At 58.9% G+C, this 26,185-nt stretch carries 20 protein-coding genes; 16 read left to right on the forward strand and 4 right to left on the reverse strand.

Translation table 11 applies throughout. The features are described from left to right. Position 1 precedes the first annotated feature (1 nt). The 11 genes from C4J90_RS22685 (at position 2) to C4J90_RS22735 (ending at position 15,194) form a co-directional block, all read left to right on the forward strand. Entirely contained in the window at positions 2-1,654 is a 1,653-nt protein-coding gene (locus tag C4J90_RS22685; RefSeq protein WP_124420865.1) for an ATP-binding protein, read from the forward strand. 97 nt (positions 1,655-1,751) lie between these two features. Further along, positions 1,752-5,078 carry a type I restriction endonuclease subunit R gene (locus C4J90_RS22690; protein ID WP_124420866.1) on the forward strand — a complete coding sequence of 1,109 codons (3,327 nt, stop codon included), beginning with the start codon at positions 1,752-1,754 and terminating at the stop codon, positions 5,076-5,078. Further along, positions 5,075-5,776, forward strand: a complete 702-nt coding sequence (locus C4J90_RS22695; protein WP_124420867.1) for a M48 family metallopeptidase — start codon at positions 5,075-5,077, stop codon at positions 5,774-5,776. The genes C4J90_RS22690 and C4J90_RS22695 overlap by 4 nt, the downstream gene beginning before the upstream one ends. Positions 5,777-6,548: 772 nt before the next feature. Next, complete coding sequence (locus C4J90_RS22700) at positions 6,549-7,760, forward strand: OmpA family protein (RefSeq protein WP_124420868.1); 1,212 nt, start codon at positions 6,549-6,551, stop codon at positions 7,758-7,760. A gap of 1,103 nt (positions 7,761-8,863) precedes the next feature. After that, positions 8,864-9,124, forward strand: a complete 261-nt coding sequence (locus C4J90_RS22705) for a DUF6124 family protein (RefSeq protein WP_124420869.1) — start codon at positions 8,864-8,866, stop codon at positions 9,122-9,124. Positions 9,125-9,350: 226 nt separating this feature from the next. Beyond that, positions 9,351-10,370: a GTP 3',8-cyclase MoaA gene (gene moaA, locus C4J90_RS22710; protein ID WP_372237480.1), complete on the forward strand. Its 1,020-nt coding sequence runs from the start codon at positions 9,351-9,353 to the stop codon at positions 10,368-10,370. 37 nt (positions 10,371-10,407) lie between these two features. Beyond that, on the forward strand, positions 10,408-11,307 hold the full coding sequence (locus tag C4J90_RS22715; RefSeq protein ID WP_124420871.1) for a bestrophin family protein: 900 nt from the start codon (positions 10,408-10,410) through the stop codon (positions 11,305-11,307). A gap of 131 nt (positions 11,308-11,438) precedes the next feature. After that, the gene (locus C4J90_RS22720) at positions 11,439-12,335 is read left to right on the forward strand and encodes a LysR family transcriptional regulator (RefSeq protein WP_124364466.1); all 897 of its coding nucleotides are present in this window, start codon (positions 11,439-11,441) and stop codon (positions 12,333-12,335) included. 204 nt (positions 12,336-12,539) lie between these two features. Beyond that, positions 12,540-13,229 carry a helix-turn-helix domain-containing protein gene (locus tag C4J90_RS22725; protein ID WP_124364467.1) on the forward strand — a complete coding sequence of 230 codons (690 nt, stop codon included), beginning with the start codon at positions 12,540-12,542 and terminating at the stop codon, positions 13,227-13,229. Further along, a complete protein-coding gene (locus C4J90_RS22730; RefSeq protein WP_124364468.1) occupies positions 13,226-13,633 on the forward strand; it encodes a hypothetical protein in 408 nt (135 codons plus the stop codon). The genes C4J90_RS22725 and C4J90_RS22730 overlap by 4 nt, the downstream gene beginning before the upstream one ends. 121 nt (positions 13,634-13,754) lie before the next feature. Beyond that, positions 13,755-15,194, forward strand: coding sequence for a glycosyltransferase family 39 protein (locus C4J90_RS22735; RefSeq protein WP_124420872.1), 1,440 nt, complete (start codon positions 13,755-13,757; stop codon positions 15,192-15,194). Between the two features lie 15 nt (positions 15,195-15,209). Here C4J90_RS22735 and C4J90_RS22740 read toward each other — a convergent pair whose 3' ends face one another. Then, positions 15,210-15,698: a TIGR00645 family protein gene (locus C4J90_RS22740; protein WP_124364470.1), complete on the reverse strand. Its 489-nt coding sequence runs from the start codon at positions 15,696-15,698 to the stop codon at positions 15,210-15,212. A 163-nt stretch (positions 15,699-15,861) separates the two neighbouring features. Between C4J90_RS22740 and C4J90_RS22745 the strand changes: the two genes are divergently transcribed. Then, on the forward strand, positions 15,862-17,685 hold the full coding sequence (locus C4J90_RS22745; protein ID WP_124420873.1) for a hypothetical protein: 1,824 nt from the start codon (positions 15,862-15,864) through the stop codon (positions 17,683-17,685). Positions 17,686-17,690: 5 nt separating this feature from the next. Here C4J90_RS22745 and C4J90_RS22750 read toward each other — a convergent pair whose 3' ends face one another. Together C4J90_RS22750 and C4J90_RS22755 are read right to left on the reverse strand one after the other, a co-directional pair. Next, positions 17,691-18,008, reverse strand: a complete 318-nt coding sequence (locus C4J90_RS22750) for a hypothetical protein (protein ID WP_124364472.1) — start codon at positions 18,006-18,008, stop codon at positions 17,691-17,693. A gap of 444 nt (positions 18,009-18,452) precedes the next feature. Further along, positions 18,453-20,891, reverse strand: coding sequence for a Lon protease family protein (locus tag C4J90_RS22755; protein WP_124368409.1), 2,439 nt, complete (start codon positions 20,889-20,891; stop codon positions 18,453-18,455). A 266-nt stretch (positions 20,892-21,157) separates the two neighbouring features. Here C4J90_RS22755 and C4J90_RS22760 point away from each other — a divergent pair, with 266 nt between their 5' ends. The 4 genes from C4J90_RS22760 to C4J90_RS22775 all read left to right on the forward strand — a co-directional run bounded on the left by C4J90_RS22760 (position 21,158) and on the right by C4J90_RS22775 (position 24,819). Further along, positions 21,158-21,646, forward strand: a complete 489-nt coding sequence (locus C4J90_RS22760) for a DUF3015 domain-containing protein (RefSeq protein WP_124364474.1) — start codon at positions 21,158-21,160, stop codon at positions 21,644-21,646. Positions 21,647-21,738: 92 nt separating this feature from the next. Continuing rightward, complete coding sequence (locus C4J90_RS22765) at positions 21,739-23,592, forward strand: DUF4105 domain-containing protein (protein WP_124420874.1); 1,854 nt, start codon at positions 21,739-21,741, stop codon at positions 23,590-23,592. A 291-nt stretch (positions 23,593-23,883) separates the two neighbouring features. Further along, a complete protein-coding gene (locus C4J90_RS22770) occupies positions 23,884-24,240 on the forward strand; it encodes a hypothetical protein (RefSeq protein ID WP_124415633.1) in 357 nt (118 codons plus the stop codon). Between the two features lie 81 nt (positions 24,241-24,321). After that, positions 24,322-24,819 carry a GreA/GreB family elongation factor gene (locus C4J90_RS22775; RefSeq protein ID WP_124420875.1) on the forward strand — a complete coding sequence of 166 codons (498 nt, stop codon included), beginning with the start codon at positions 24,322-24,324 and terminating at the stop codon, positions 24,817-24,819. Here the strand turns inward: C4J90_RS22775 and gdhA are convergent. Then, positions 24,816-26,153 (reverse strand): NADP-specific glutamate dehydrogenase, encoded by a 1,338-nt coding sequence (gdhA, locus tag C4J90_RS22780; protein WP_124420876.1) that lies wholly within the window; start codon positions 26,151-26,153, stop codon positions 24,816-24,818. The two genes, C4J90_RS22775 and gdhA, sit on opposite strands and share 4 nt — an antisense overlap. Positions 26,154-26,185: the final 32 nt, after the last annotated feature.

The raw sequence follows: 26,185 nt of genomic DNA on the forward strand, positions 1-26,185 counted from the left end.
TATGCCCCAGCGCCTACCGCCCCGGGAATCCCTTACCGTCGAGTTCAAGAGCGACCGCAGCAAGCTCTCCGACCGCGAGCTAATTGAGGCGCTGGTCTGCCTGGCCAATGCCGAGGGCGGCGAGCTATGGCTGGGCGTCGAGGATGACGGTACACCTACCGGCCTGCATGCCGAGCATCGCCTGCTGGAGGGCTTGGCCGGCATGGTCGCAGCGCGCACCTCGCCGTCGCTGAACTTACGGGCCGAGGCACTCGACCTGGATGGCGTGACCGTGGCGCGTATCTGTGTACCCAAAACCCAGGGAGAGGTGGCTACCACCAGCGGCGTCTACCTGCGCCGTCGCTTGAAGCACGATGGCACCCCCGAATGCGTAGCCATGCTGCCCCATGAGCGCAGCAGCCGCGCAAGCAGCTTCGGCCTGCTCGATGTCTCCGCCCAGCCGGTGGCGGACGCCACCCTGGGGGACCTCGACCCGTTGGAGCGAGAACGCCTGCGCCAGGCCGTGCAGCAATACGGCGGCGACCGCGTGCTGTTGGAACTGGACGACGAAGCCCTAGACGGCGCACTGCTGCTCACAGCGCGCCAGCCGGACGGTACGCGTGTGCCGACTCTTACCGGCCTGCTATTGATCGGCCGGGAAACCTCCGTGCGCCAACTGGTGCCCACCCATGAGTTCGCTTTCCAGGTTCTGGCCCAGCAAGCAGTGCGCTTCAACGAATTTCGCCGCTTCCCATTGCTCAAGGCACTGGACTGGTTGGAAACCAACTTCCGTCCCTACAACCCCGAGGAAGAACTGCAGGTCGGCCTGTTCCGCGTGCCAGTGCCCAAGGTTGACCTCGGCGCCTTCCGTGAAGCCGTAGCCAATGCCTTGGTGCATCGCGATTACCATGGCAGAGGCGCGGTGCATGTGCGCCTGGAGGACGATGCACTAGTGGTCAGCAACCCCGGTGGCTTGGTCGATGGCGTGACCCTGGCCAACCTGCTGGTGACCGAACCGCGCCCGCGCAACCCGGCCCTGGCCGACGCCATGAAGCGCGTCGGCGTGGTCGAACGCTCCGGCCGAGGCGTGGACAAGATTTTTCGCGGCATGCTCAAGTTCGGCCGGCCGGCCCCGGACTACAGTTACACCACTGCCCAGAGCGTGGTGCTGCGCCTACCCACCGCAGAGGCCGACCTTGACTTCCGCCGCCTAGTAGTCGAGCAAGAGCGCGCCACCAACGCCGAGCTGCCAATCGACAGCCTGATCGCCTTGGCCGCCCTGCGTGAGACCAAGCGCGTCACGGCCGACGAACTGGCCGTACAGATCCAGCGCGACACCGCCAGTGCCAAACGCACCCTGGAAGCCCTGACCGAAGCCGGCTTGGTCGAGGCCCACGGTTCTACTCGAGGGCGCAGCTACACTCTGTCAGCCAGTTTGTACCAGGCCGTGGGCGACAAGGCCGGTTATACCCGCCAGGCAGGCTTCACACCCATTCAACATGAGCAGATGGTGTTGAACTACGTGCAGCAACATGGGCAGATTCAGCGCGCTGAAGTAATGGATCTTTGTCGGCTCTCGCCTGATCAAGCGGCAAAACTGCTCAAGCGCATGAAAGACAAGGGCACACTGATACAGCAAGGTGAACGACGCTGGTCGGTCTATAAGCTCGGCTAAAAATTCTATGAGCCGCTATGAGCCGCTATGAGCCGCTATGAGCCTGTATGAGCCTGTATGAGCCCATACACGCCTGAACTGGATTAAAGGAGTAATCGTGGGCTGGGAATTGGATGACGTCGAAAAACCCTTTGTGGCTCAGTTACAGGGGCTGAACTGGAAGCATATCGAGGGCAGCCTCGACGACCCGGCCATCACTGGTCGCAGCAGTTTCAGTGAAGTAATTCAGCGAGCTGCACTGGCCGAGCGCTTGCTTGCCATCAACCTGCGCGACGGTCAGCCCTGGCTGGATGAGCAGCGCATTGCCGAAGCACTGGCGGCCATTACCCGCCTGGGCGCCGGCAAGCTGATGGAAGCCAACCATACAGTCACTGAGCTGCTGCTCAAAGGCATCACGGTCGATGGCCTTCAGGGCTGGGAAGGCGGACGTGGTCAGACCATCCAGTACATCGACTGGGCCAACCCGGCCAATAACCACTTCCGCGTGATCAACCAGTTCCGAGTGGATTGCCCACCGGGGTACAACAGCGGCAAGAAATTTATCGTCCCGGATCTGGTGTTGCTGGTGAACGGCATCCCGCTGGTGGTGGTGGAATGCAAGAGCCCATCCATCCCAGAACCGCTGGCCGAAGCTGTCGATCAATTGCGCCGCTACAGCAACCAGCGCAAGGCGGCCTTCGAGGTCGAGGAAAACGAGGGCAACGAGACTCTGTTCGCCAGTGTGCAGCTATTGGTCGCCAGTAGCTACGACGAAGCACGGGTGGGCTGCATTGGGGCCGGCTTCGGGCATTTCTACCAATGGAAAACCGTGGTTGGCCCGGAAGGTAGCGGCAGCGAGCAGTCAGTCGCCGAGCAGCTAGGCAAAGCCAAACTGTCCGAGCAGGAGCGCCTGGTGGCAGGCATGCTGACGCCGGCCCACCTGCTCGATCTGATCCGGCATTTCATGCTGTTCATGCAGGTTGGCGGGCAGACCATCAAGACGGTCTGCCGCTACCAGCAGTACCGCGCGGTGAACCGCACGGTGATCCGCATGAAACGCGGGCAGACACGCCTTGAGCATGGCGAGAGCGACCAGCGCGGCGGCATCGTTTGGCACACTCAAGGCTCAGGCAAGAGCCTGACCATGGTATTTCTGGTGCGCAAGATGCGCACGGATACACAACTGCGCCGCTTCAAAATCATCGTAGTCACTGACCGTAAAGACCTGCAAAATCAGCTCTCCGCCACCGCCACGCTGAGCGGTGAACTGCCGGAGGTGGCCTCCAATATCGAGGGTGTTAAAGCCATGGCACGTCGCCAGGGCCCCGGCTTGGTATTCGCCACCATCCAGAAGTATCGCAATCCCGAACAGGAAGAAGATGGGGAGGCGTCGATCCCTACGCAAGCTACTGCCCTCCTCAAAGTCGCAGAAAAGCGCGCGCTCTACCTGATAAGCAAACCCTTCGAGGTACTCAACCACGACGAGAGCATTCTGGTATTGATCGATGAGGCGCACCGCACCCAGGCCGGCGATCTGCAAGCGAACCTGCTGGCGGGCCTGCCCAACTGCGTGCGCATCGGCTTTACCGGTACACCGATCATCATGGGCGATAAGAAACGCACCCACGAAATTTTCGGCGCGTTCATCGACAAATACACCATCAAGGAAGCTGAGGCAGATGGCGCAATAGTGCCGGTGCTTTACGAAGGGCGCACTGCCCAGGGCGCATTGAAAGATGGGGCGAGTCTGGATGAACTGTTCGAGGATTTGTTCCGCGAGCACAGTCAGGACGAGCTGGAGCTGATCAAGAAAAAATATGCCACCAAAGGCCATATCTTTGATGCCCCCGCGCTGATCGCTGATAAGGCGCACGACATCCTCAGACATTACGTCACCAATATCCTGCCCAATGGCTACAAGGCGCAGGTGGTAGCCTATAGCCGGATTGCGGCAATCCGCTATTTCCACGCACTGCAGGCCGCCCGGGATCAGTTGCTGGCCGAAGCCGAAGCGTTGCCAGCAGCCGACAAAGACCTCGACGATGAAGCACTGTGCCAGCGTCCACCTAAGTTGCAGGCGCGCGTGCAGGCGTGGCGCTATCGCGGCAGGCTACGCAGCCTGGAATTCGCACCGATTATTTCTGGCTCAAATAACGATCCGGCCGAGTGGAAAACTTGGACGGACGGCAGCAAGCACGAGCTGCTGATTCAGCGCTTCAAGAAGCCTCTGAATCATGAGCAGCCGGGCAAGGCCGACCCGCTAGCTTTCCTGATCGTTAAGTCTATGTTGCTCACCGGCTTTGATGCGCCCATCGAAGGGGTCATGTACCTTGATCGGCCAATCAAGGAAGCCGAGCTGCTGCAAGCCATTGCGCGGGTCAACCGTACTGGTTTCGGCAAGCGCTGCGGCATCGTGGTCGATTACTACGGGGTCGCCAACCACCTGCGCGAAGCCCTGGCAGCCTATGCCGACGAGGATATCGAAGGTGCGCTGAGCAGCATCAAGGACGAGGTGCCGGTGCTGCGCGATCGTCATCTTCGCGTGGTGGATGTGCTGCGTCGCCAGGGCATCGAGTCGCTGGAAGACGCCGAAACCTGCATTGCCGCACTGGAGTCGGAAAAGGTGCGCGCCGAATTTGCGGTAAAACTCAAAGCGTTCCTCAACTCATTGGACACCGTGCTGCCACGCCCCGAGGGCCTGCCCTTCGTCAAGGATGCCAAGCGCCTGGCCTATATCCACGCGCGGGCACGTGGGCGCTACAAGGACCTGCCGCAATTGGGCAAGGATGTCGGTGCCAAGGTGCGCAAACTGATCGATGATCATGTTATCTCACTGGGCATCGACCCGAAGATTCCGCCGATCCAGCTCACCGATGCAGACTTCGAGAAACAGTTGTCGCGAAGCGTCAACGACCGCGCCAAGGCATCAGAGATGGAGCACGCCATTCGCTCGCATGTGCGCAAGCATACTGATGAAGATCCGGTGCTCTATCGCAAGCTGTCAGAACGCCTGAACGAGCTGCTCAAGTCGCTGGGCGAGCAGTGGGATCAGTTGGTTGAACAGATGCAGAAGATCATCAACGAACTGCGCAGCGGTCAAATGAGCGATAGCTACAGCCCCCTGGATTTGCCCGAACACTATGCTCCCTTCCTGCGCACCCTGCTGGATTTGGTGTGTGCCGACGCCAATCCGCAGCCCGCCGAGCTGCTGCGTTTGAAGGATGTGACAGTGGAACTGGTCGATCTGTTGGTGGGCGAACTCCAAAGCCACCGCGATATCTGGAGCCCGCGCAAGCGAGCGGCACAGGAGGAGCTGGCCGGGCAGCTATTCGATTACCTGATGCGACTGCGTCCGCCCTTGGTGGATAGCGATATGGCGGGGGTGCTGTCTGACCGCCTGATGGATCAGACCAGAGCCTGCCATGAACGGTTGATGCAGCTGTGAGCAATCAAACCCTCACTGTAGACGACCTACAACTGACGCTACGCCGCAGCGCGCGGCGCAAGACGCTACAGATCACTGTCGAGCGTGACGGCGCACTTATCCTGTCTGCTCCGCCAGAGGTTGAGGAGCAAGCGCTGCGGCAATTCGTAGCGGAAAAAAGCTTCTGGATTTACTCGCGTCTTGCCGAAAAGGAACGCCTGCAGCGCTCAATCCCCACTAAGGAATACGTGGACGGAGAGGGGTTTCTGTATTTGGGACGAAGTTATCGCCTCAAACTGGTTGATGAGCAGGATGGGCCATTAAAACTTTCTGCTGGTCGCTTCCGCCTGCTGCGTAGCGAACTGCCAAGAGCCCGCGAACATTTCATCCGTTGGTATAGCGAACATGCCCGCAGCTGGCTCGCCTTACGAGTCGAGAACCACCAAGCGCGAATGGACCTGACCCCCAGCGGTGTGCGTGTGCAGGATCTGGGCTATCGCTGGGGCTCATGTGGTAAGGGCGCACAGCTCTATTTTCATTGGAAAACAATCCTACTGCCCAAGCCCATTGCGGAGTACGTGGTGGTGCATGAGATGGTGCACCTGCAAGAGCCACATCACACCCCAGAATTTTGGCTCCGCCTGGAACGCGTCATGCCTGACTATGCACAGCGCAAGACATGGTTGGCAGAACACGGGATAGAAGTCGAAGGAGTCTGAAGCTTTTCCCCTGTTCGTGACCTTCCAACTTCGGTTCGGCCTTAAGGTCAATCGCACTTAAAAAAGGTTCTCCACGGACTGCCGGAGAAAGTCATTCTTGATCCACGCACAGCCCTCTGGCACCAGTTCCTCGAAGAAGGTCTGACAGCGGCTCGACAGCGGCCTTCGCCAATTCAGAGCGCCCGGCGGATATCGGCATCCAGCACCACTCTGGCGTAGCGATACCTTTGAACAGACCAAACTCATCCATCGCCAAGCGTCTAGGCTGGCCCTTCGGTAGGTTCTCCTGTGCGGCTTGTCGCCCTGTCGCTCCAGCAAGCGTACGCAGTCCCAATACAAATCAAATAGCTCGGCGACGTTCAAGGTGGGCAGTCGTTGGCGTGCCTGGATCACGGCTTCGGCGAGGCGTTTGGGCATTCTCGATAGCGGTCCAGCCATCTGGCCGACTTCACTCGCCTGCAGCATGCGTTATACCCGACACGCCGCAGTTTCACATTAAACTGCACCGCGCGGCCGAGAATAGGTAAGTCACGGATTGAGCACTAGCAGTACTTGTGGAAAGTGGTGCTGAGCTGATGGCAGCCGCTGCTGGCAGGGAATCTGGAGGGCTGAGGATCAGGTCGATCAGCAGGTCATCGCCATCAGGCCTGATGGCGATGACCGGAAAAAACCTTCCCCAAAAGGTATCTCGCCTCCAACCAACCGTACGGTTCCTACTAACGCGACAAGTTATAATGGCTCAAAGCCACTAATCACTAACAAGGATGTTCCCTTGAAGTATCTGCTTGATCTATTTAAAACCCACGCAGCCACCGTACTGCAAATCACCAGCACCATTGGTGTGATCGTGGTATTCACGTATTGGGCCTTCATCATCAACTTCTTTCCAGCCGGCATCACCTTGAGCGAAAGCTTGCTGTTCATCTTCGCCGCGTTGATGTTCGGGCTTTTCTACAGCTTGTGGTACCTGATTGCAGTCGGTGCTCTGCACGGCTTGTTCCATTGGCGCTCAAAAAAGATCAAGTTCGATTGGGGGATGTTTTCCCTAGGCCTCATAGCGGCGGCTCTGTTGGCTGTTACGGCCTTGGCCTCAGGAAGTGTGAAGATTTTGGCACCATTAATGGGGGCGCTCATCCTGCTCATGATATCTTGGTACTGGGAACCTCTTCCGCTCTACACCCCAGTAGCTAAAGTAAAGAAACGAGAGCGCGACAAGGTGTTGATCAGCCTTACGGCAATCTTGCTGCCTATGATCTTGGTACCTGACCTCACCGCAAAAATCATCTCTAGTTCGATGCAACGTCTTGGGTTCCGTCAGATGGATGTATCCGTGAGCCTGGATGCCGCGAATCAGAAAATCGTCAAGGATGTAGTGAACGAGTTCGAGCTAAAACTCCATAGTTGCGGCAGTGGCAGTAACTCTGAACAACTCCTCCACCACGTGAATGTCCTATGGCACGGCCTCGGGGAGCGAACCTTGATCGAGATGCCGTTCTTGACCGAGAACAGCGGCTCCCCCTATCAGATTGAATTGAACAGATCGGGTGTCAACATCGTCAGGCGGCCGGGCGACAAGGCTGGCATTCCGTTATGTTTTATCCTTGGTGACAACCTCTTGTTTGACAGCAATGCGTCCATACTGCCTCCGGAAGGCATAGCGGCCATTGCTGCATTTACTGCCAAGGTAGACACCTATTTGGGAGACGCCAAGCGCCAGATCACAGCGATCAGCGTAACTGGCCATACTGATCGAAACCCAGTACAAGCTGCCAACGACAGCAACAAGGAGCTGTCACGCCGCCGTGCTGAAAGCGTCGGCGAGCAGCTCAAAACGTGGAGGCCGAATGTACCACTGAGCATAAAAGCGGCAGGCTCGCGCACGTCAGTATCCAGCTGCGCGCGCGATCTCCCTAAACCAGAACTACGTGAATGCCTAGCAATGGATCGCCGCGTGGAGATCGTTGTTCAGACCCAAGCAAAGTAGCAAGCGCTTAGTCTGAAATGCGTCCAGCCAGTAGCTCGCATTCGGCGCGCTCTGGCCACCGATTCTGCCTATAGGAAGCGTCAGGGTTCCCGCAATCTAGTTATCATTGGATGACGACCATTGAATCCAAAAGTTTTCATTTCTCATCCTTCGTCGTTGCCGGATGCACGCTCGGGCTTTCCGTGTGGCAAGGATATGTTCATGCTTCAGATGTCCAGATCGATCAGCCTTAGGCGTCCGATACGGTGATGTAAGGTAAAAAGTTTGGCTACGATTCCCAGTCGCGATCGGAAAGTTCTTATCGCTTAGGAATGGCAGAACCCTTGGCCTAAAAGGCGAGGACCCTACGTAAAATCACGTCCCCATAAGCTCCGACGACGTTTCAAAAGTTTCATACAGAGCTCAGGCAAGCCATGCACCTGGATTTTCCCATCCTTTGAATCTTCAGCGTCGATGAAAATCGCCGAGGGCACATTTCGCCGACTTTGATTTGCTAGCAAGGGGAACGTATCAGGGCCAGGCCCCTCCCAGACGCGAGGCGGTGTAGGCAGACCAACTGCCCAGATACGGAATCCAATTTAGACCCTTCAACCGCAGGCATTGATAGCACAGACTTGAGGAAACGCATTCCATTTGGTATTCCAATCAAGATTTCCATTTTTTATAGTTATTAAAATTAGTATGTTACATGTCTAACTCAACTTACCCGCCTCACCTATCCGAAGCATCAACAGAACCCGTCTTGTGCGGGTTTTGCTGTCTTCGGGGTATAAAAAGCCCAACTGACAGACCCTCAGAATTTTCCCACAAGAACTCGCGCCATCGATGAACTCCCCCTTCACCCCCCACCCCGCTAATCTCCTCCAGTCGCTGCAAAATCAGCGACCGGGGTTAGCAGCTCGGTTAATATCAAGGCCTGCAAAGCCACCTTCCTTTCAAGCGATGCTTTCAGCATCCGCTGGATTGCGTTATGGCGGCTGTGCGTGGGGCACTTTCGGGTGCGCTGGGTTCCTTGATTCCTGGTCTGCTAACCCGCGTACAGTCGCCACCCTTTTCGTTTAGCAGCGATGTCTGGCGACTCCATCAATCAAGGAGTTTCAGTCATGAAAAAGATCACCCCCAATCCCCCAACAACCCTCTTCACCCTCGCCCCAGACATCCCCGCCGAAACCCTCCTTATCCAAGCCAGTGAAACCCTCGCCTCGCTGAACGCCATGACCACCGATCTGGCCTTTGAACTGGAAGGCTCGCATCGCCAGAAGCTGCTGGGGGCTCAGCAACTGATCGTGCTGGGTGAGTTGCTGCTGGAGCGGATGCTGGACGCTCAGTTATTCACCATGCAACCCCCTGGCGCAAATCCATAAAACATCGCTGTCAGTTGAACAACCAACCCGTACCTATGGCGAGCAAGCTCCCTCGCCACAGGTACGCTATTGAACCCCACCGCTTCGCAGCCTCCTGTACCCCTTCAACTCACCGCTCATAGACCCCATCGATCAACCAGTCGCTAAGAGTGATTAGACGCCCGCAGAAAACACCGTTAGCCTCGCCTGAATCACCCGCCTATATAAGCGCCAGGGTATATACCCAATGTCGCCGCCGAGGTTTTTAGTGACCGATCAAATCCTGATGGATAGTTTTTCCCGCCGGGTCGACTACCTCCGGATGTCCGTAACCGACCGTTGCGATTTCCGTTGTGTGTATTGCATGGCCGAAGACATGGAGTTCCTGCCGCGCCAGCAGATCCTGTCGCTGGAAGAGCTGTATCAACTGGCACACAGTTTCGTCGCGCTGGGCACCCGCAAGATCCGTCTGACCGGCGGCGAGCCCTTGGTTCGTCAGGGCGTGGTGGATCTGTGCAAGCGCATTGCCGCGCTTCCCGGTCTGCGCGAGTTGTGCATGACCACCAACGGTTCGCAACTGGGCAAACTTGCCGCGCCGTTGTTCGATGCCGGGCTCAAGCGCTTGAACATCAGCCTCGACAGTCTGGACCCCAAGCGCTTTCGTGAACTGACGCGCACCGGTGACTTGGCCAAGGTGATCGAGGGTATCGATGCGGCGAATGCCGCGGGTTTTCAGCGCACCAAGCTCAATTGCGTGGTGATGAAAGGTCGCAACGACCACGAGATCAACAACCTCGTGGCCTTCGCCATTGATCGCAGCCTGGATATTTCATTTATCGAAGAAATGCCATTGGGCGTGATCAGCGAGCACAGCCGTGCCGAGGCGTTTTATTCCAGTGCGCAGGTACGCGAGCGTATCGCCGAACGCTACACGCTGATCGACTCCGCAGAATCCACCCAGGGGCCGTCGCGCTATTGGCGCCTGGCCGAAGCGCCGCATATTCGCCTGGGCTTTATTTCGCCCCACAGCCACAACTTTTGCGGCACCTGCAACCGTGTGCGCCTAACCGTCGAAGGCCGGCTGTTGCTGTGCCTGGGCAACGAGCATTCGGTCGACCTCAAGGCGGTACTGCGGCGCTATCCGGGCGAACCGCAACGTTTGGAGCGCGCGATTGTGGAGTCGATGAAACTCAAGCCCTATCGGCACAATTTCACCCTCGACGATGAGGTGCAGGTGGTGCGCTTCATGAACATGACGGGCGGCTGACCGACCCGGTTTCAACCCATTGCACTAGGCTATTTCCATGATCGTCAGAGCCAAACCCAACCTGATCGGTGTATTGACGTCGCTCAAGGGCTCCGTGGCCCGGCGCATCGCACTGCGCAGCCTGCTGGTGACACTGCTGGCCTCGGTGATTGTGCTGGTGGAAACCCTTCATCCGGCCTACTTCTCCAAGGTCAACGCCACGCCTTTCACGCTGTTGGGTTTGTCACTTTCGATCTTCATGAGTTTTCGCAACAACGCCTGCTATGACCGCTGGTACGAAGGGCGCAAAGCGCTCGGTACCATGCTGATGGATGTGCGCGCCATGATCCGGGAAACCCAGGTGATCCAGGACGCTCGCCAGCGTAGCGAGATCCTGCGCAACCTGTGCGGGTTCGCCCATGCCTTGAACGCCAGGCTGCGCCATGAAAACGAGCCCGGCGCGGCAGCCCCCTGGCTCGATACGCCGCCGCCGGCCAATACGCCGAATATCCCGGAAAGCATCGTCGGTCGCGTCACCCAACAATGTTCGGCGTTGGTTGAGTCCGGGGGACTCAGCGAATGGCGCTATCAGCTGATGGCCGGGCACTTGAGCAGCCTGACTCGCACGCAGACCATTTGCGAGCGCATCAAAAGCACCCCGCTGCCCTTCCCCTACACGCTCCTGTTGCACCGCACCAGCTACATGTTCTGCATCTTGCTGCCCTTCGCCATGGCTGAGCCCTTGGGTTGGCTGACGCCGGTATTCACCGCCATCGTGAGCTACACGTTCTTTGGCCTGGACGCGATTGGCGACGAGTTGGAAGACCCCTTCGGCTACGACGAAAACGACCTGCCGACCAATGCCATCGTGCGCACCATCGAACGCGAAGTGCTGCACGCCAACGGCGCGACAGAACTGCCGCCTGTCCTTGAACCCGTCGACTGTGTACTCAATTGAAGCCGTACACACAACGCATCCGACGTTACGCTCATGTCTTTCTCCAGCAGGCCGCCATCAATCGATTGCCATGAGGCTCAAGCGCCTAAACAATGGCTGCCTATTGTTACGGCTGACTGGCAGGTGTGTTGATGGACATAAAGCAACTCAAATTCCTGATCGCGCTGGAGCAGACCCGTCACTTCGGCCAGGCGGCTGCGCGCTGCCATATCACCCAGCCGACGCTGTCGATGCGCCTGCGCAATCTGGAGGATGAGCTGGGCCTGGAGTTGGTCACCCGGGGCCAGCGCTTCGAAGGGTTCACCGAGGCCGGTGAGCGTGTGCTGGCCTGGGCCAGAACCCTGCTCGCCGCCCATGACGGGTTGTTCGCCGAAGCGGCGGCGTGTCGAGGGCAGTTGGTGGGTAACTTGCGCCTGGGCCTGGTGCCACTCAGCGGTTTCAACCCGATCAGCTACATCCAGGGCCTGTCCCACACCTTCCCGGAACTCAAGTTCAGCCTGACCTCCATGAGTTCGGACAAGATCATCGAAGCGCTGGGCACCAATCAGCTGGACCTGGGGGTGTGTTACCTGGACCACGTAAACTCCAGCTACCTGGATTTTTTCGAACTGGGCGAAACCCGCGTCGGCCTGCTGTACGACACACGTCACTTCCACTTCGAAGGCACCGAAATGAGCTGGGAAGACGCCGCCCAATTGCCCCTGGGAATGATCAGCACGGGCATGCACTATCGAAAGTCCATTGACCTGAGCTTCCGCAGCCGCGGCCTCGCCCCCCAGCCCATGCTCGAAAGCGATTCAACCTATCAGCTGTTCCAGGCAATCCACGAAGGTTTTTGCTGCGCAATCATGCCGCTGGACAGCGCCCTGGAAAGCCCGATCGAAAACCTCGCGTTTATCAACCTGCCGGACGCCAGCGTGCTCGCACCACTGGGCATGGTGATGCGCAAGACCGAACCGCGCTCGGCGATTGCTGAGAAGTGTTTTGCTGAGGCTAAGAGATTGTTTGCTGCCAAAGACGCGGTTTAACGTGTCGGAGCACAGTACCCAATAAGGCGATATACCTTTAAGTAAATCACCGGAAAGCTCCTACAAGTTGGCGTGCATCAGGTGAACTGGCGTGGAATGAATTGTACGGATACGCTTTGGACTACAGCTCGTCTCCCCAAGGTTGAACGAGATCACATAAGCCACCAGACTTCATCGCCCGACTCAACGACAAGGAGGCCATCCATGCAAACGACTTCGCCCAGCCCTCTTGTCGGGGTGGGTCTCTATACCCCTGGCGAGGCATCGTTATATACCGGCATCCCCGCCGCAGACATACGCCGTTGGCTATTCGGCTACAGTGCCAATGGCGTTCAGCATGCCGGGCTCTGGCAATCGGAACTGACAGGCATCAATGATTGCATTCTAGGTTTTCATGACCTGCTCGAAATTCGCTTCGTGCATGCATTTCGCCAGCATGGGCTGAGCTTGCAGGCCATACGCAACGCTTCACGCCAGGCTAGTGAGCTGTTCGGCCAGCCCTATCCGTTCACCTGCAAGCGGTTCCAAACAGATGGCCGTAGTATTTTTGCCACTGTGCTGGATGAGACGGGTGACGAGACACTGCTGGACCTGATCAAAAAACAATATGCGTTCAAACAAGTCATCAAGCCCTCGTTGTACGAAGGGATCGATTACACCGGCAAGGGGTCGGCGCAACGCTGGTATCCGGTCAAACGTAGCAAAGCGGTAGTGCTGGACCCTGCCAGAAATTTTGGTAAGCCCGTGCTGACCGGGGCCGGCATTGATACCGCCGCCATTTTTAATGCGTATGAAGCAGAAGGACGTGATGCCAGGCGCGTAGCCATGCTCTACGAGGTTCCAGCGGCTGCAGTAAAAGCAGCTGTCGAGTTCGAGCAAAGGCATGCTGCTTGAACTTTCTCCTGGATCATAACCTTCCTCCCGCGCTGGCACGCGCCTTGAACGAACTATCAAAAGTTCATGAACATGGCGTGTTCCCGCTCCGGGATAAATTCCCCCAAAATACCAGCGACATTGCTTGGATATCAGCGCTGCGTGAAGAGGGAGGCTGGGTAGTGATCTCTCAGGATCGATTTATGAAAGGGCATGCGGAGAAGAAAGCCTTTCGAGATTGCGCACTGCCTATTTTCTGTCTGGCAAAACATTGGAGTGGTGAAAGCTACTGGAGCAAAGCGCACAATCTCGTGCGCTGGTGGCCAGCCATCTTGAAACAAGCTGAGTTGATACGTGGAGGGGCGGCTTTCAGTGTTCCCTGGCGTTTCTCTGCTCCGGGAAAATTCGATCAGATCAAACTGTAAGCCTCGTACCCGACCGCACAAAAAACCCACACTCGTTCACGAATCGTTAAGAAACCCATCCCTATACTGGCGGGCAGCCACGGTCGCTCTCCCGAGCGGTCTCCTGCCCGGTAGCCACCCCATGACGCGTCCCGTTCCCCTGCTGTTCCTGCTCGCTGCGCTGTTGTTCTTCTTCGCCCTGGGTAACCATGAACTGCAAGGCTCCACCGAAGCCCGTGTTTCCGGGATCGCCATGGCCATGCACCTGGACGATGACTGGGTGGTGCCGCGCCTGTTTCGCGAGCCTTTCCTGGAAAAACCGCCGCTGAGCCTGTGGCTGGATGCCGGGGCGATTCGCGTGTTTGGCGCGAGCACCGGGGCTGTGCGCCTGGCATCGGCCTTTGCCGGATTGTTCAGCGTGATGCTGCTCTACGGCATGCTGCGCCGGTTCGGGCGGCCAACCACGCTGGCGTTCAGCGCCGCGTTGATCCTGGCGACCATGGCCAGCTATTGGGGCAATGTGCGTGGGGTGGGTGAGGATTCGTTGCTCAGCCTGGGCGTGACCGCTGCGTTGCTCGGGTTCTACCAGGCCATGCGCCCCGCGTCCGAACGCCACGGCTCCGCTGCCTGGGCATGGGCATTGTTTACGGCGGGGATGGTCATCGCGACGTTGAGCAAGGGCGTGCTGGGCCTGGCGATGCCGGGGAGTGTGATATTCGTTTACCTGGCCTGCACCAGCCTGATGGATAAACGCTTGCGCCTTGGCGACTGGCTCAAGCCCGCGCTGTTCACGCTGCTGGCCTTGGTGCCGTTGCTGATCTGGCTGGGGTTTCTGTTTCAGCGCGGCGGCATACAGGCCGTCGGTGAGGTGCTGTGGACCAACAGCGTCGGGCGCTTCAGCGGCTCGTTTGTCGAAGCCGGGCATTACGAGCCGTTCTACTATTACCTCGCCAAACTGCCCGAGGCCTTCCTGCCGTGGAACATCCTGGTGTACCTGGGCCTGTGGCACTTTCGTAAAAGCCTGGTGCGCAACCGCTACCGCCTGTTTTTCAGCGTATGGCTGGTGGCGCAGTTCACCCTGCTGACACTGGCCTCGAGCAAACGCACCGTCTATTTGATGGCACTGACCCCGGCCGCCGCCGTGCTGGCCGCAGAATATGCGCGGGTGCTGCTGGAATGGGTGAAAGCCCACAAACCGGCGCTGTACCGCTACCACCGGCGCATTGTCTTCGGCGTGTTCACCCTGGCCATCGCCTGCTACCTCAGCGCAGCCTTCTGGTTCGCGCCCAAAGCCGATGTGCGTCAGTCATTCGTGCCCGTGATCAGTCAAGTCCAGGCATTGCAAGACGAAGGTAGGGAGGTGGCGCTGTTCCAACCCAATGAGCGGATTGCCGGCGCCAGCGTGTTCTATCTGCAGGCCTATTTGCCGATTTTGCAAACCGAGCCCCAATTACGTGCATTTCTCGGCGCCAAACCCGGCAACGTTGCGCTGCTGGACCACACGGACCGACTGAATGAGAAAGTGAGCGTGATCAAGCAAATGGCGATCAACCGCCAGCCTTACTACTTCGTCGAGCAGTAAGGCGAGCGCGCGCCATCAGTGCTTGGTCAGCTTGTCCAGGTAACCCATGGCAAACGCCGAGACCACGAAGGTCATATGGATGATCACGTACCACATCAGGTGTTGCGGATCGACGTTCTTGGCGTCCATGAAGATGCGCAGCAGGTGGATGGAGGAAATCGCCACGATGGACGCCGCCACTTTCATCTTCAGCGACGAAGAGTCCATGGTGCCCAGCCAGTTGAGCTTTTCCTTGTTCTCATCGATATCCAGCTGCGAGACGAAGTTCTCGTAGCCGGAAATCATCACCATCACCAGCAGGCCACCGACCAGGGCCATGTCGATCAACGACAGCAACAGCAGGATCACCTCCGACTCCAGCAAGGTGAAAATATTGGGGATCACATGAATGATTTCCTGGAAAAACTTGATCGCCAGGATCAGCAACCCCAGGGATAAACCCAGATAGATCGGCGCCAGCAGCCAGCGCGCGGCATACATCGTGTTTTCGATAAAGCGTTCCATTGAATCTCACACAGCTTGGCTAAAAATGGTGCCGAGTATACCAGCCGCTACCGGGCACCTGTCACCGCGAGAAAACTGACTTGAAGTGGCATCTGTAAGGGCGTTTTTCTGCTAGTGTCGAGACCCTCAACTCGGCTCGATGATGTCGGACAGGAAGACTCTGATGATGGATGTGCGATCCCCTTTGGCCACTCTCGGCCTGTGCGCGGCGTTGCTGATGACCAGCGGCTGCTCCCCCAAAGAAGAGCAGAAGCAGGCCACCCTCGAAGAGAAAACCAGCCAGTTCGAGCAGTCCCTGGACAGCATCCAGGACCCCAAGCTGCGCGACGCCATCGCCGACCTCGGCGGCTCGCTGCTGTTGCTCGAACGTGCACGCCTCAAGCTCGCCGCCAAGCCCATCGAAGCCGAATACGGCGAAGACACGCTGGCCCTGCTCAAGCATTACCCCACACCCCAGGCCTTGGTGGACACCTATATCAACGGCCTGTTCGTACTGCGCAGAGCCTCCCATTCCGACTACCTGACGGATCTGCAGCCGGTCTTCCCGTTCACGTTCAACGCCCCTGACCAGTTCCCCTTTCCCCATGGCCTGGAATGGCAGTCGGTGACCTTGAGCAACAACAAAGTCATTCCTTTCCAGCCGGAATGGTCGGAAACCGACCCCGGCATCCAGCTCAGCCCGAGCAGCTCCAACCTGACCAACCCCGACGACCTGACGGTGACCTACCCGTTCATCGAGGGCATCGAGACGGAAAACAAGAGCCAGCCGCAGCCTGTCAGCCTCAAAGGTGCGATTGAGGTTGCTGCGCCAGGCAAGGTGCTGACCTTCGACCTGTCGAAAAAAGACCTCGGCCACCCGCGCACCGAGGGCAATATCACCCTCAACCTGGTGTCGCTGGACAAGAATTACGCCGAGCTTGAACTGACCAACAGCGCGCCCCTGGCCGCAGAGCTGGGCGACGACTCGCCCAACCCGCTGCTGGTACAGGCCCGGGACGGTACCGGCCAATTTCTCACGCGCTCAGGCTCGATCAACGAAAATGCCGCGCAAGTGGCGTTCTATGAGAAGCAACTGGCCGAGATGCAAAAACAAACGACCTGGTCCGAAGCGTTCGAAAAACACCTCACAGACGCGCAAAAAGCCTTCGAACACACACAGAAGAGCCACTACGCCAAGGTGTACTTCAATGGATTGATCGACACCCTGCAGGTCAATGTGCTGGATTTTTCCAAGACCACGGTGACCCGCAAGGAGCTGGACCTGCCCGTGATGCGCTTCGACAAAAACAGCCTGCAACACTCCGTGCAACCCTTGCCGATGCCGGTCACGGTGTATGACGACGCTGCGGCCAGCTGGCTCAAAGACGCCTCGTTGACGGAAGAACAATTGAAAGGCAGCGTCACCATCAGCCAGTCCACCGACGACGCCAGTGCCGCGAAAATCGTGTTCGACCACCCTTTCACCTTCAATGACGACCTGGTCGGCGCCGAGCGCAACAACAGCGACGCGCCGATCACGTTTTTCACGGCCGACGATAAAGGCGAGCGCGGCGAACCCATCGAGTTGCCCACCGAGGCGTTCGAGATGAATGCGGCCAGCGGCACGCTGACCTACGACCTCAACCTGTTCCCGGAAACCCCGGCGTTTGTGGTCGGCTCGGTGCCCTTGTTCCTCGCCACCATCGAGAAGGCCTCGATAGACACCAGCAAACTGCCCAAAGGCCTGGTGCTCAAGGACAACGCGTTGATCGTCGACCAGCGCGCGTTTCCCGCCGACAGCTGGCGCTTCTACGCCAAGGACGGCAGCGGCAACTACCTCAAGGAAATTCTCGGCGTGAGCCACCGCGCCGAGGAGTACGGCACGGCGCTGTTTGACGTGCATTATTTCTACGGCCAGCCGACCACCCTGGAAAGCTACCAGCGCACCGACCTCGACACCGTGCAATATGGTTTCGAGGTCAAGCTGGACAAACCGGAAAGCAAATAGCCCGATTACAGGGCCAATTGCTCATGGCCGCCATTGAGTTGGCGCAGATGGGCCTGCAGGTGCAGGCACCAGATCTGCGGCTCGTCCAATTGCTCGTAGCCATGCAGGGTCAGGTTGTCGACGATGGAGCCCAACATGGTTTCTGCCACGAATGGCCCGTGAAACGGGCCTTGGGACTTGACCGTAGAAGGCTGTTCGCCCGACATGCCGGCGGCGAACAATAATGTCCACAACCCGTTTTCCCCGGCGAGGGGGCGAATGGAGCATTCGATACGGGTTTCCAGGCCCAGGCACTGGCGGGTAAGGCAAAGGTTGCGCGGCATGGCGGCGACCCTCGGTAGATCGGCGTTCAGCCCCAGCGCAAAGGCGAGGCTGTTTCTATCCTGCGACTCCTGTGGATATCCCTGATTCTCAGAATAGAATAAAAACGCGACAGACCAAGGTGGTAGGGACCAACGGCATTGGATTGCGGACGGTCGTCAATTTAATGGCACCCACTAAACTAAATGTGGGAGGGAGCTTGCTCCCGATGGCGGTGTGTCAGCCTCAGTATGTTTGACTTTGATCGTTCCCACGCTCTGCGTGGAAATGCCTCTTGGGACGCTCCGCGTCCCGCCACCGCTGCAAGTTTCGGTAATTGCGCAAAAGTGACGCAGAGCGTCACGGGGTACATTCCCACGCGGGAGCGTGGGAATCATCGTATCGTATCTAAATGTGGGAGGCGGCAAGCCCCCTCCCACATTTTTGCTCCAGGTGGCCTTAAGAAATCAGCTGGGCTTGGCCTCAGCCAGCGCCTGCTGCGCCAGTTCCTTTTCCGCCTCCTTCAGGTCTTCCTCGCTGATCATCTCCGCAATCGCGCGCAAACGCTCCACCACGCGGGCATTGACCGTACCTTCCGGGAACTGCCCCTCGGCGTCCGGTTCACCGGCATCCTCGCCCACCAGCAGGCTCAACGCTTCATCCGCCTGGCGTACCGCATAAATATGGAATTGCCCGTCGCGCACGGCTTGCAAGACCTTTTCGTCGAGCATCAGCGTGGCCACGTTGGCCTTGGGAATGATCGCGCCCTGTTCACCGGTCAAACCGCGCGCTTCGCACAGGCGGAAGAAGCCTTCGATCTTCTCGTTAACCCCACCCACTGCCTGCACTTCACCAAACTGGTTGATCGAGCCGGTGATGGCAAAGCACTGCTTGAGCGGCGTTTTCGACAAGGCTGAGATCAGGGTGCAGGCTTCGCCCAGGGACGCGCTGTCGCCGTCCACGTAACCGTAGGACTGTTCCAGCGCGATGCTCGCCGAGATCGCCAGCGGGAATTCCTGCGCATAACGGCTGCCCAGGTAACCGGTGAGGATCATCACGCCCTTGGAGTGAATCGGCTGGCCGAGGTTGACCTCACGTTCGATATCGACGATACCGCTGCCGCCGGGGTACACCGTGGCGGAAATCCGCGCCGGTACGCCGAACGCCGAATCACCGACTTCCAGCACCGTCAGCCCGTTGCACTTGCCCACGGCGGCGCCGGCGGTGTCGATCAGGATCACCCCGGCGAGCATGTCGTCGAGAATCCGCGCCGACACGCGCCCGGTGCGCGTGGCCTTGGCCTTGAGCGCGCGCTCGATATGCCCGGCATCGGTCATTTCGTCGCCTGCCAGGTGGCGAATGAAGTCCGCCTCGCTGACCAATTGGAACAAATCGCCGATACGCGCCGACAAACGGCCCTGGTGCTCCGCCAGGCGTGCGCTGTAGGTCGCCAGCCGCGCTACCGCATCCGACGTCAGCGGCGCCATGCCTTCTTCCGAGGTGCGGGTTTTGAGCAACTGGGCGAACTGCTCCAGGCTTTCGTCGACCATCGGGATGTCTTCGTCGAAGTCCACCAGCACCCGGAACATTTCCTGGAAGTCCGGATCGGCATCCTGCAACGCGTAGTACAGCTGGCGCGAGCCGATGATGATCACCTTGACCTGCAACGGGATCATTTGCGGGTTGAGCGTGACGGTGGCCAGGCGCCCGAGTTCGCCAAGCGGCGACTCCATCTTCAATTTGCGCGATTGCAAGGAACGCTTGAGCGCATCCCACACAAACGGCTCGCTGAGCATTTTTTCCGCTTCCAGGATCAGGAAACCACCATTGGCACGGTGCAGCGCGCCTGGGCGCAGCTGACGATAGGTGGTGTAAAGCGCACCCTGGTCGGTGCTGTATTCGATACGGCCGAACAGGTTGTCGTAGGTCGGGTGCGGCTCGAAGACCACCGGCGCGCCGCCGTTGACCGGATGGCCCACCACCAGGCTTGGGCAGTACTGCTCTTCCAGCAGCTTGCGGGCCTGGGCGTCGGTCTTGGCGTCGTCGACCAATTGCTCGACCACGGTTTTGAGCAGATACACCTGCATGGCCTGCAGATAACCGCAGACGGCGGCGTTTTCTGCGTACTTTTCCGACAACGGTGCGAGCAAAGGCTGCAGGGCCAGGGTGATAGTTTCTTCGTTGAACTGGCGCAGTTGATTGTTCGACTCACGCTTCCACTGCGGCAGGCTCGCCAACTCTTCGTTGAGGCGCTCTTCCAGCTCGGAAATATCCGTGTGGAAACGCTCGCGGTCGATTTCCGGCAACTGCGAGAACTCGGCCTCGTCCAGGGCCTTGCCATCGAGCATCGGGGTAAAGGCAATGTTGGAGCTGTCGCGGTACAGCGCCACGTCTTTTTCCAGGGCCAGGCGCTCGATCACATCCAGGGCCTTGTCGTAACGCTGGTTGAATGCCCGGTCGATGGCGCTTTTGCGCTGTTGATACGTCGGGTGTTCGAAGACGGCCGGAAAGGTCGCCACCAGGTTGTCGACCAACCCGTTGATATCGGCGATGAACGCCGCCGCAGCGCCGCCTGGCAATTCCAGGGCACGCGGTTCGCGCGGCTCATCGAAATTATTCACGTACACCCAGTCCGACGGGGTTTGCAGGCGCTTGCCTTCGGCCCTCAGGTAACGTTTGACGAATGAAAAGCGACCGGTACCGGGTTCGCCCATGACAAACACGTTGTAACCGGGACGTGGCATTGCCACGCCGAACTGCAATGCTTCAACTGCACGTTCCTGGCCAAGCACACCGCGAAAGGGCTCCAGATCATTGGTGGTCGAGAAGCTGAACTGTTCAGCGGAAAAAGGGCGAGTCAGCGCTTCGGGCGCTAGACGCAAGCTGGCAGCAACAGGATCAGGCATCGGGCTTCCTTACATCAGGCGGGGCAGATGGGCGCATTCTGGCTCTCGGTTGCGCGCTCTGGCAAGGCGCGCTTTTGGGAAAGCATAGACAGCCCGCACGGTGTACAAAAAAATCGTTCGAGACTGAATGTTTTATAAAAAATCACGGAACCCCAGGAACGTGCCTAAACTCCAAACTGCGCGGGTTGGACTAATAACTGGCCCCTAGGGTGCTGCGAAGCGCCTGAACCCTTGTCCATTGGTTTGCACACAAAGAGAACAAAGCTATGAAACGGATCCTTCTTGGTACTCTCTTCACCGTCGTCTCCCTCAATGCAATGGCAGAAGCACCAGGTGGCCCGAACTGCGGTTGGGGCAACATGTTGTTCGAAGGCCAGCGCGGTACTCCGGCCCACTTCCTGGCCTCCACCACCAACGGCACTTCAGGTAACGCCACCTTCGGCATGACCTCGGGCACCAACGGTTGCAGCACCAACAGTTCCCTGACCTACGGCGGCAAGTCCTGGATTGCCATGAATGGCATGATGAACGAGCTGTCCGAAGACATGGCCAAGGGTAACGGCGAAGCGCTGACTACCTACGCCGTGGTACTGGGCGTGGCGCCGGAAGATCGCGAGCACTTCGCGGCCGTGACCCACGAGCACTTCCAGCAGATCTTCAGCAAGGCTGACGTGACCGCTGACGACGTGCACAACAACACCATTGCCGTACTGAAAAGTGATGCCCGTCTGGCGAAATACGCTACCCAGGCTTAAGCTCGACCCACCCGCGCCTTTCGAGGCGCGGGTTTTGTTTTTTCGACCTGCCCCCCTTGGGTCTTTTTTTCAGTCCGACTTAAGTAGCCCCCATGCTCAAACGCCTCGCTTGCCTGGCTTTCTTCGCCTGCGCCCCGCTGCATGCGGCACCGCACCTCGACGATCAACGTTTGCAGCAACTGGCCAATGACCCGTTCTGGCTGTCGCTGGGCCATTACGAAGCCGGCAAGATCAGTGGCTGGCGCAGCTATGTCAGCGACAAGAAATTCTTTCTCGCCGCCGACGGGGCGCATCATCCGGACGCCGAACTCAAGGCCACTGTGGATGCGCTCTATGCACCGGCCAGCCTGGGTGAAAAGCACGTCCAATGCGTCTACCCCGCCCGCACCCGCTGGCTCAAGGACCAGTTGCAACTGACCGACCTGCCCGCCGTGGACTGCAAGGAATTCAAACAATGGTTCACGGACGTCGCGCCCCACAGCGCGGTGATGATTTTCCCGGCGGCGTACCTCAACAGCCCGTCGTCGATGTTCGGCCACACCCTGCTGCGCATCGACCAGGCTGACGTGCAAAGCAACAACACCGCCCTGCTCAGCTACGCGATCAACTTCGGCGCCTATATCGAAGGCTCGGACAACAGCATTCTGTATGCCTGGAAAGGCCTGATGGGCGGCTACCCCGGCCTGTTCGCGCTGGTGCCCTACCAGGAAAAACTCTCCGAATACCGCAGCCTGGAAAACCGTGACCTGTGGGAATACCGCCTGAACCTCACAGAAGTCGAGACCAAGCGCATGGTCGAGCATGTGTGGGAACTCAAGCAGATCCAGTTCGACTATTTCTTTTTCGACGAAAACTGCTCCTACCGCTTGCTGGAACTGCTGCAAGTGGCGCGTCCCGGCCTGCGCCTGACCGAGCAGTTCCCGCTGACGGCGATCCCCACCGACACTGTCAAAGCGGTCAAGGAGGCGGGCCTGGTGGAAAAGATCGACTATCGCCCCTCCCGTGAACGCGAACTGCTGGAACGTGCCAAACCGCTGGACGGCGATGAGCAACAATGGGTGCTCAACATCAGCGATGACCAGCAGCAATTGCAGGCGCCGGCCTTCAAAGCCCTGTCCCGCGAGCGCCAGGCGCTGATCGTCGACGCCGCCTATCGCCTCGGTCGCTACCGCGCCAACGGCCTGGAGCGCGACACTGCGCGCTCCCAGCGCAGCTTCGAACTGCTGCGCGCGATCAACCAGAACCCTGCGCCCGACCTGAAGATCACCCCACCCGGCCTGCCCGAGAACGGCCACGAATCGCGCACCTGGCAGGCCGGCATCGGCACCCGCGGCGACAAAGCCTTCGGTGAATACGGCCTGCGCATGGCCTATCACGACCTAAACGACAACGCCGAAGGCTTCCCCCTGGGCGCACAAATCGAAATCCTGCAGATGAAACTGCGCCAGTACGAAGGCAATCACTGGCAATTGCAGCAACTGGACCTGGCCACCATCCGCTCCCTGACCCCACGCAACGCCCTGCTGCAACCCTGGTCATGGCAAGTCACCGGGGGCCTGGAGCGCGTACCGGGTAAACACGACGACGAAACCCTGGTCGCCCACGTCAACGGCGGCGCGGGCGGCACCTGGCAGTTGAGCGACGACATGCTCGGCTTCGCCCTCGGCACGGTGCGCGTGGAACACAACAATGACTTCAGCGAAGCCATCTCCCCCGCTGCCGGCTTCAACACCGGCCTATTGTGGAAGAACCCGCTGGGCAACCTGAGCCTGGAAGCCAAGGGCGATTTCTTCACCAATGGCGAAGTGCGGCGCAGCATCAGCCTCAACCAGCAATGGGAGCTGTCACGCAACCTGGGCCTGCGCCTGAGCGCCCAGCGCGAGTACAGCCACTTGTCGACACCGGTGAATGAAGTGATGCTCGAAGTGAAGTGGTACCACTACTGATTCATACCCCCTCCCACACTTATTTATGCATGAACAAAATTTGCCGGAGAAGATCGTTCCCACGCTCCCGCGTGGGAATGCAGCCCGTGACGCTCCGCGTCACCTGTGCGCAGTAATCCAAACGTGCAGCGGTTGGCGGGACGCGGAGCGACCCAGGAGGCATTCCCACGCAGAGCGTGGGAACGATCACTTTGCACAACCCACATCCCGCCGACTCCCCTTTCACATACATCTGACAAATCCCTGACTAGACTTCCCCCTATCAGCCGTAAATCGGCCAGGGAGTACGCCATGTGGCGGTCTGCGCTAATGCTGTCTGTGGTGGTGTGGTTGTCGGGCTGCCAGACAACCCATCAGGATTTGCTGGCCAAGGGTTATCCCCCGGCCTTTGCCGATGGCTTCGACGACGGTTGCAGCAGCGGTCGCCAGGCCGCTGGGGTGATTACCGGGGAGTTTCGCAAGAACGTGCCCCGCTATCTGAAAGACCGGCAGTACGCCGAAGGCTGGGAAGACGGTTTCCGCCAGTGCAAGGCCATGCGCGAGAACGAGGAGCTGCGGGACTACCAGGACAACCGCAGGGATGACCGCGAGCACGAATGGCAGCAGGAGAAAGATCGCGATGCGGCCAAGGCTTATCGCTCGCAATAGCGCGCCGCGTTAGAAGCGGACGCAGAGCGTGGGAACGATCGCGCGGCGAACATGGCCCAAGCTCCATTGAGGGAGAACATCATGAGCCGAGCTTTTGTAAATGAAGACAACGCCGCCGCCCAGGCTGATCAGCCGGTGGAGCGCCAGGTCAGTGCCCAACCCAATCGCTTGACCGCGCAGGGATTGGAGCAGTTGCAGGCCAAGGTTGCGCAGTTGCAGCAGGAATACAGCACCGAATCCGCCAAGGGCGAAAAGGCTGACAAGCAACGCCAGGCCGACCTTGAGCGGGATTTGCGCTACTTCAACCAGCGGGTACAAAGCGCCCAGGTCGTCGTGCCAGCCACTTCTACGGACAAAGTACAGATCGGCAGCTGGGTGACCTTCGCCAACGAGCAGGACGAGCAGCAGCGCATCCAGTTGGTCGGCGAAGATCAGGCCGATGCCAACGCAGGCTTGATCAACTGGGGTTCGCCCCTCGGGCGCGCGTTGCTCGGCGCCCAGGTGGGGGACGAGGTGCTGTGGCAGCGCCCCGTTGGCGATCAGTTGATCGAAGTGTTGCGTATCGAGCCCGGGGTCTAGACGATGCCCTGGGCCAGCATCGCTTCGGCGACTTTGACGAAGCCTGCGATGTTTGCGCCCTTCACATAGTTGACCCGGCCATTTTCTTCGCCGTAATGCACGCAGGCATGGTGGATCGACTGCATGATGCTGTGCAGCTTGCTGTCCACCTCGCCGGCGGTCCATAGCAGGCGCATGGCATTCTGCGACATCTCCAGGCCACTCACGGCCACGCCTCCGGCATTCGACGCCTTGCCCGGCGCGAACAGAATGCCTGCCTCGATAAAGATATCCACCGCTTCAAGGGTGGTCGGCATGTTGGCGCCTTCGGCGACGCAGATGCAGCCGTTGCGCAACAGGGCGCGGGCAGCGTCGGCGTCGAGTTCGTTCTGGGTGGCGCAGGGCAGCGCGATATCGCACGCCAGCGCCCAGGGGCTTTGGCCTTGGCGAAATTCCAGGCCGAAACGCTCGGCCAGTTCACTGATGCGGCCGCGCTGCACGTTTTTCAGCGCGAGCAGGGCTGACCATTGCTCTTCGGTCAACCCGCTCTCGGCGTACAGCGTGCCTTCGGAGTCCGACAGGGAAATCACCTTGCCTCCCAGGTCCATCACTTTGCGCGCCGCGTATTGCGCCACATTGCCCGAACCGGAGATGGCCACGCGCTTGCCTTCGACCCGCTGGCCGTCGCGCTTGAGCATTTCTTCAGCGAAGTACACACAGCCAAAACCCGTGGCTTCCGGGCGGATCAGACTGCCGCCGTAGGTCATGCCCTTGCCGGTCAACACCGAGGTGAACTGGTTGCTCAGGCGTTTGTACTGGCCGAACAGGAAGCCGATTTCACGGGCGCCCACGCCGATATCTCCGGCCGGTACGTCCACGTCGGCACCGATATGGCGGTACAGCTCGCTCATGAACGCCTGGCAGAAACGCATGACTTCGGCGTCGCTCTTGCCCTTGGGGTCGAAGTCCGAGCCGCCTTTGCCACCGCCCATGGGCAGTGAGGTCAGGGAGTTCTTGAAGGTTTGCTCGAAGGCGAGGAATTTCAGCACGCCCAGGTTCACCGAAGGATGAAAGCGCAAACCGCCTTTGTAAGGGCCAATGGCACTGTTCATCTGGATACGGAAACCGCGATTGACCTGGACCTTGCCCTGATCGTCCACCCACGAAACCCGAAAGCTAATCGCACGTTCCGGCTCGCAGATGCGCTCCAGAATTCCCGAGGTCAGGTAGTGGGGGTTGGTTTCAAGAAACGGCCACAGACTGCGCAGGACTTCTTCTACGGCCTGATGGAATTCCGGTTGGTCGGGGTCGCGTTTCTTGAGGCGGGCAAGGAAGGATTCGACGGATTCGTGCATGAAAAGTCTCGGCAAAATGATTGTTGTTAAAC

The organism is Pseudomonas sp. R2-60-08W (assembly GCF_003852335.1).
Classification (GTDB): Bacteria; Pseudomonadota; Gammaproteobacteria; order Pseudomonadales; family Pseudomonadaceae; genus Aquipseudomonas.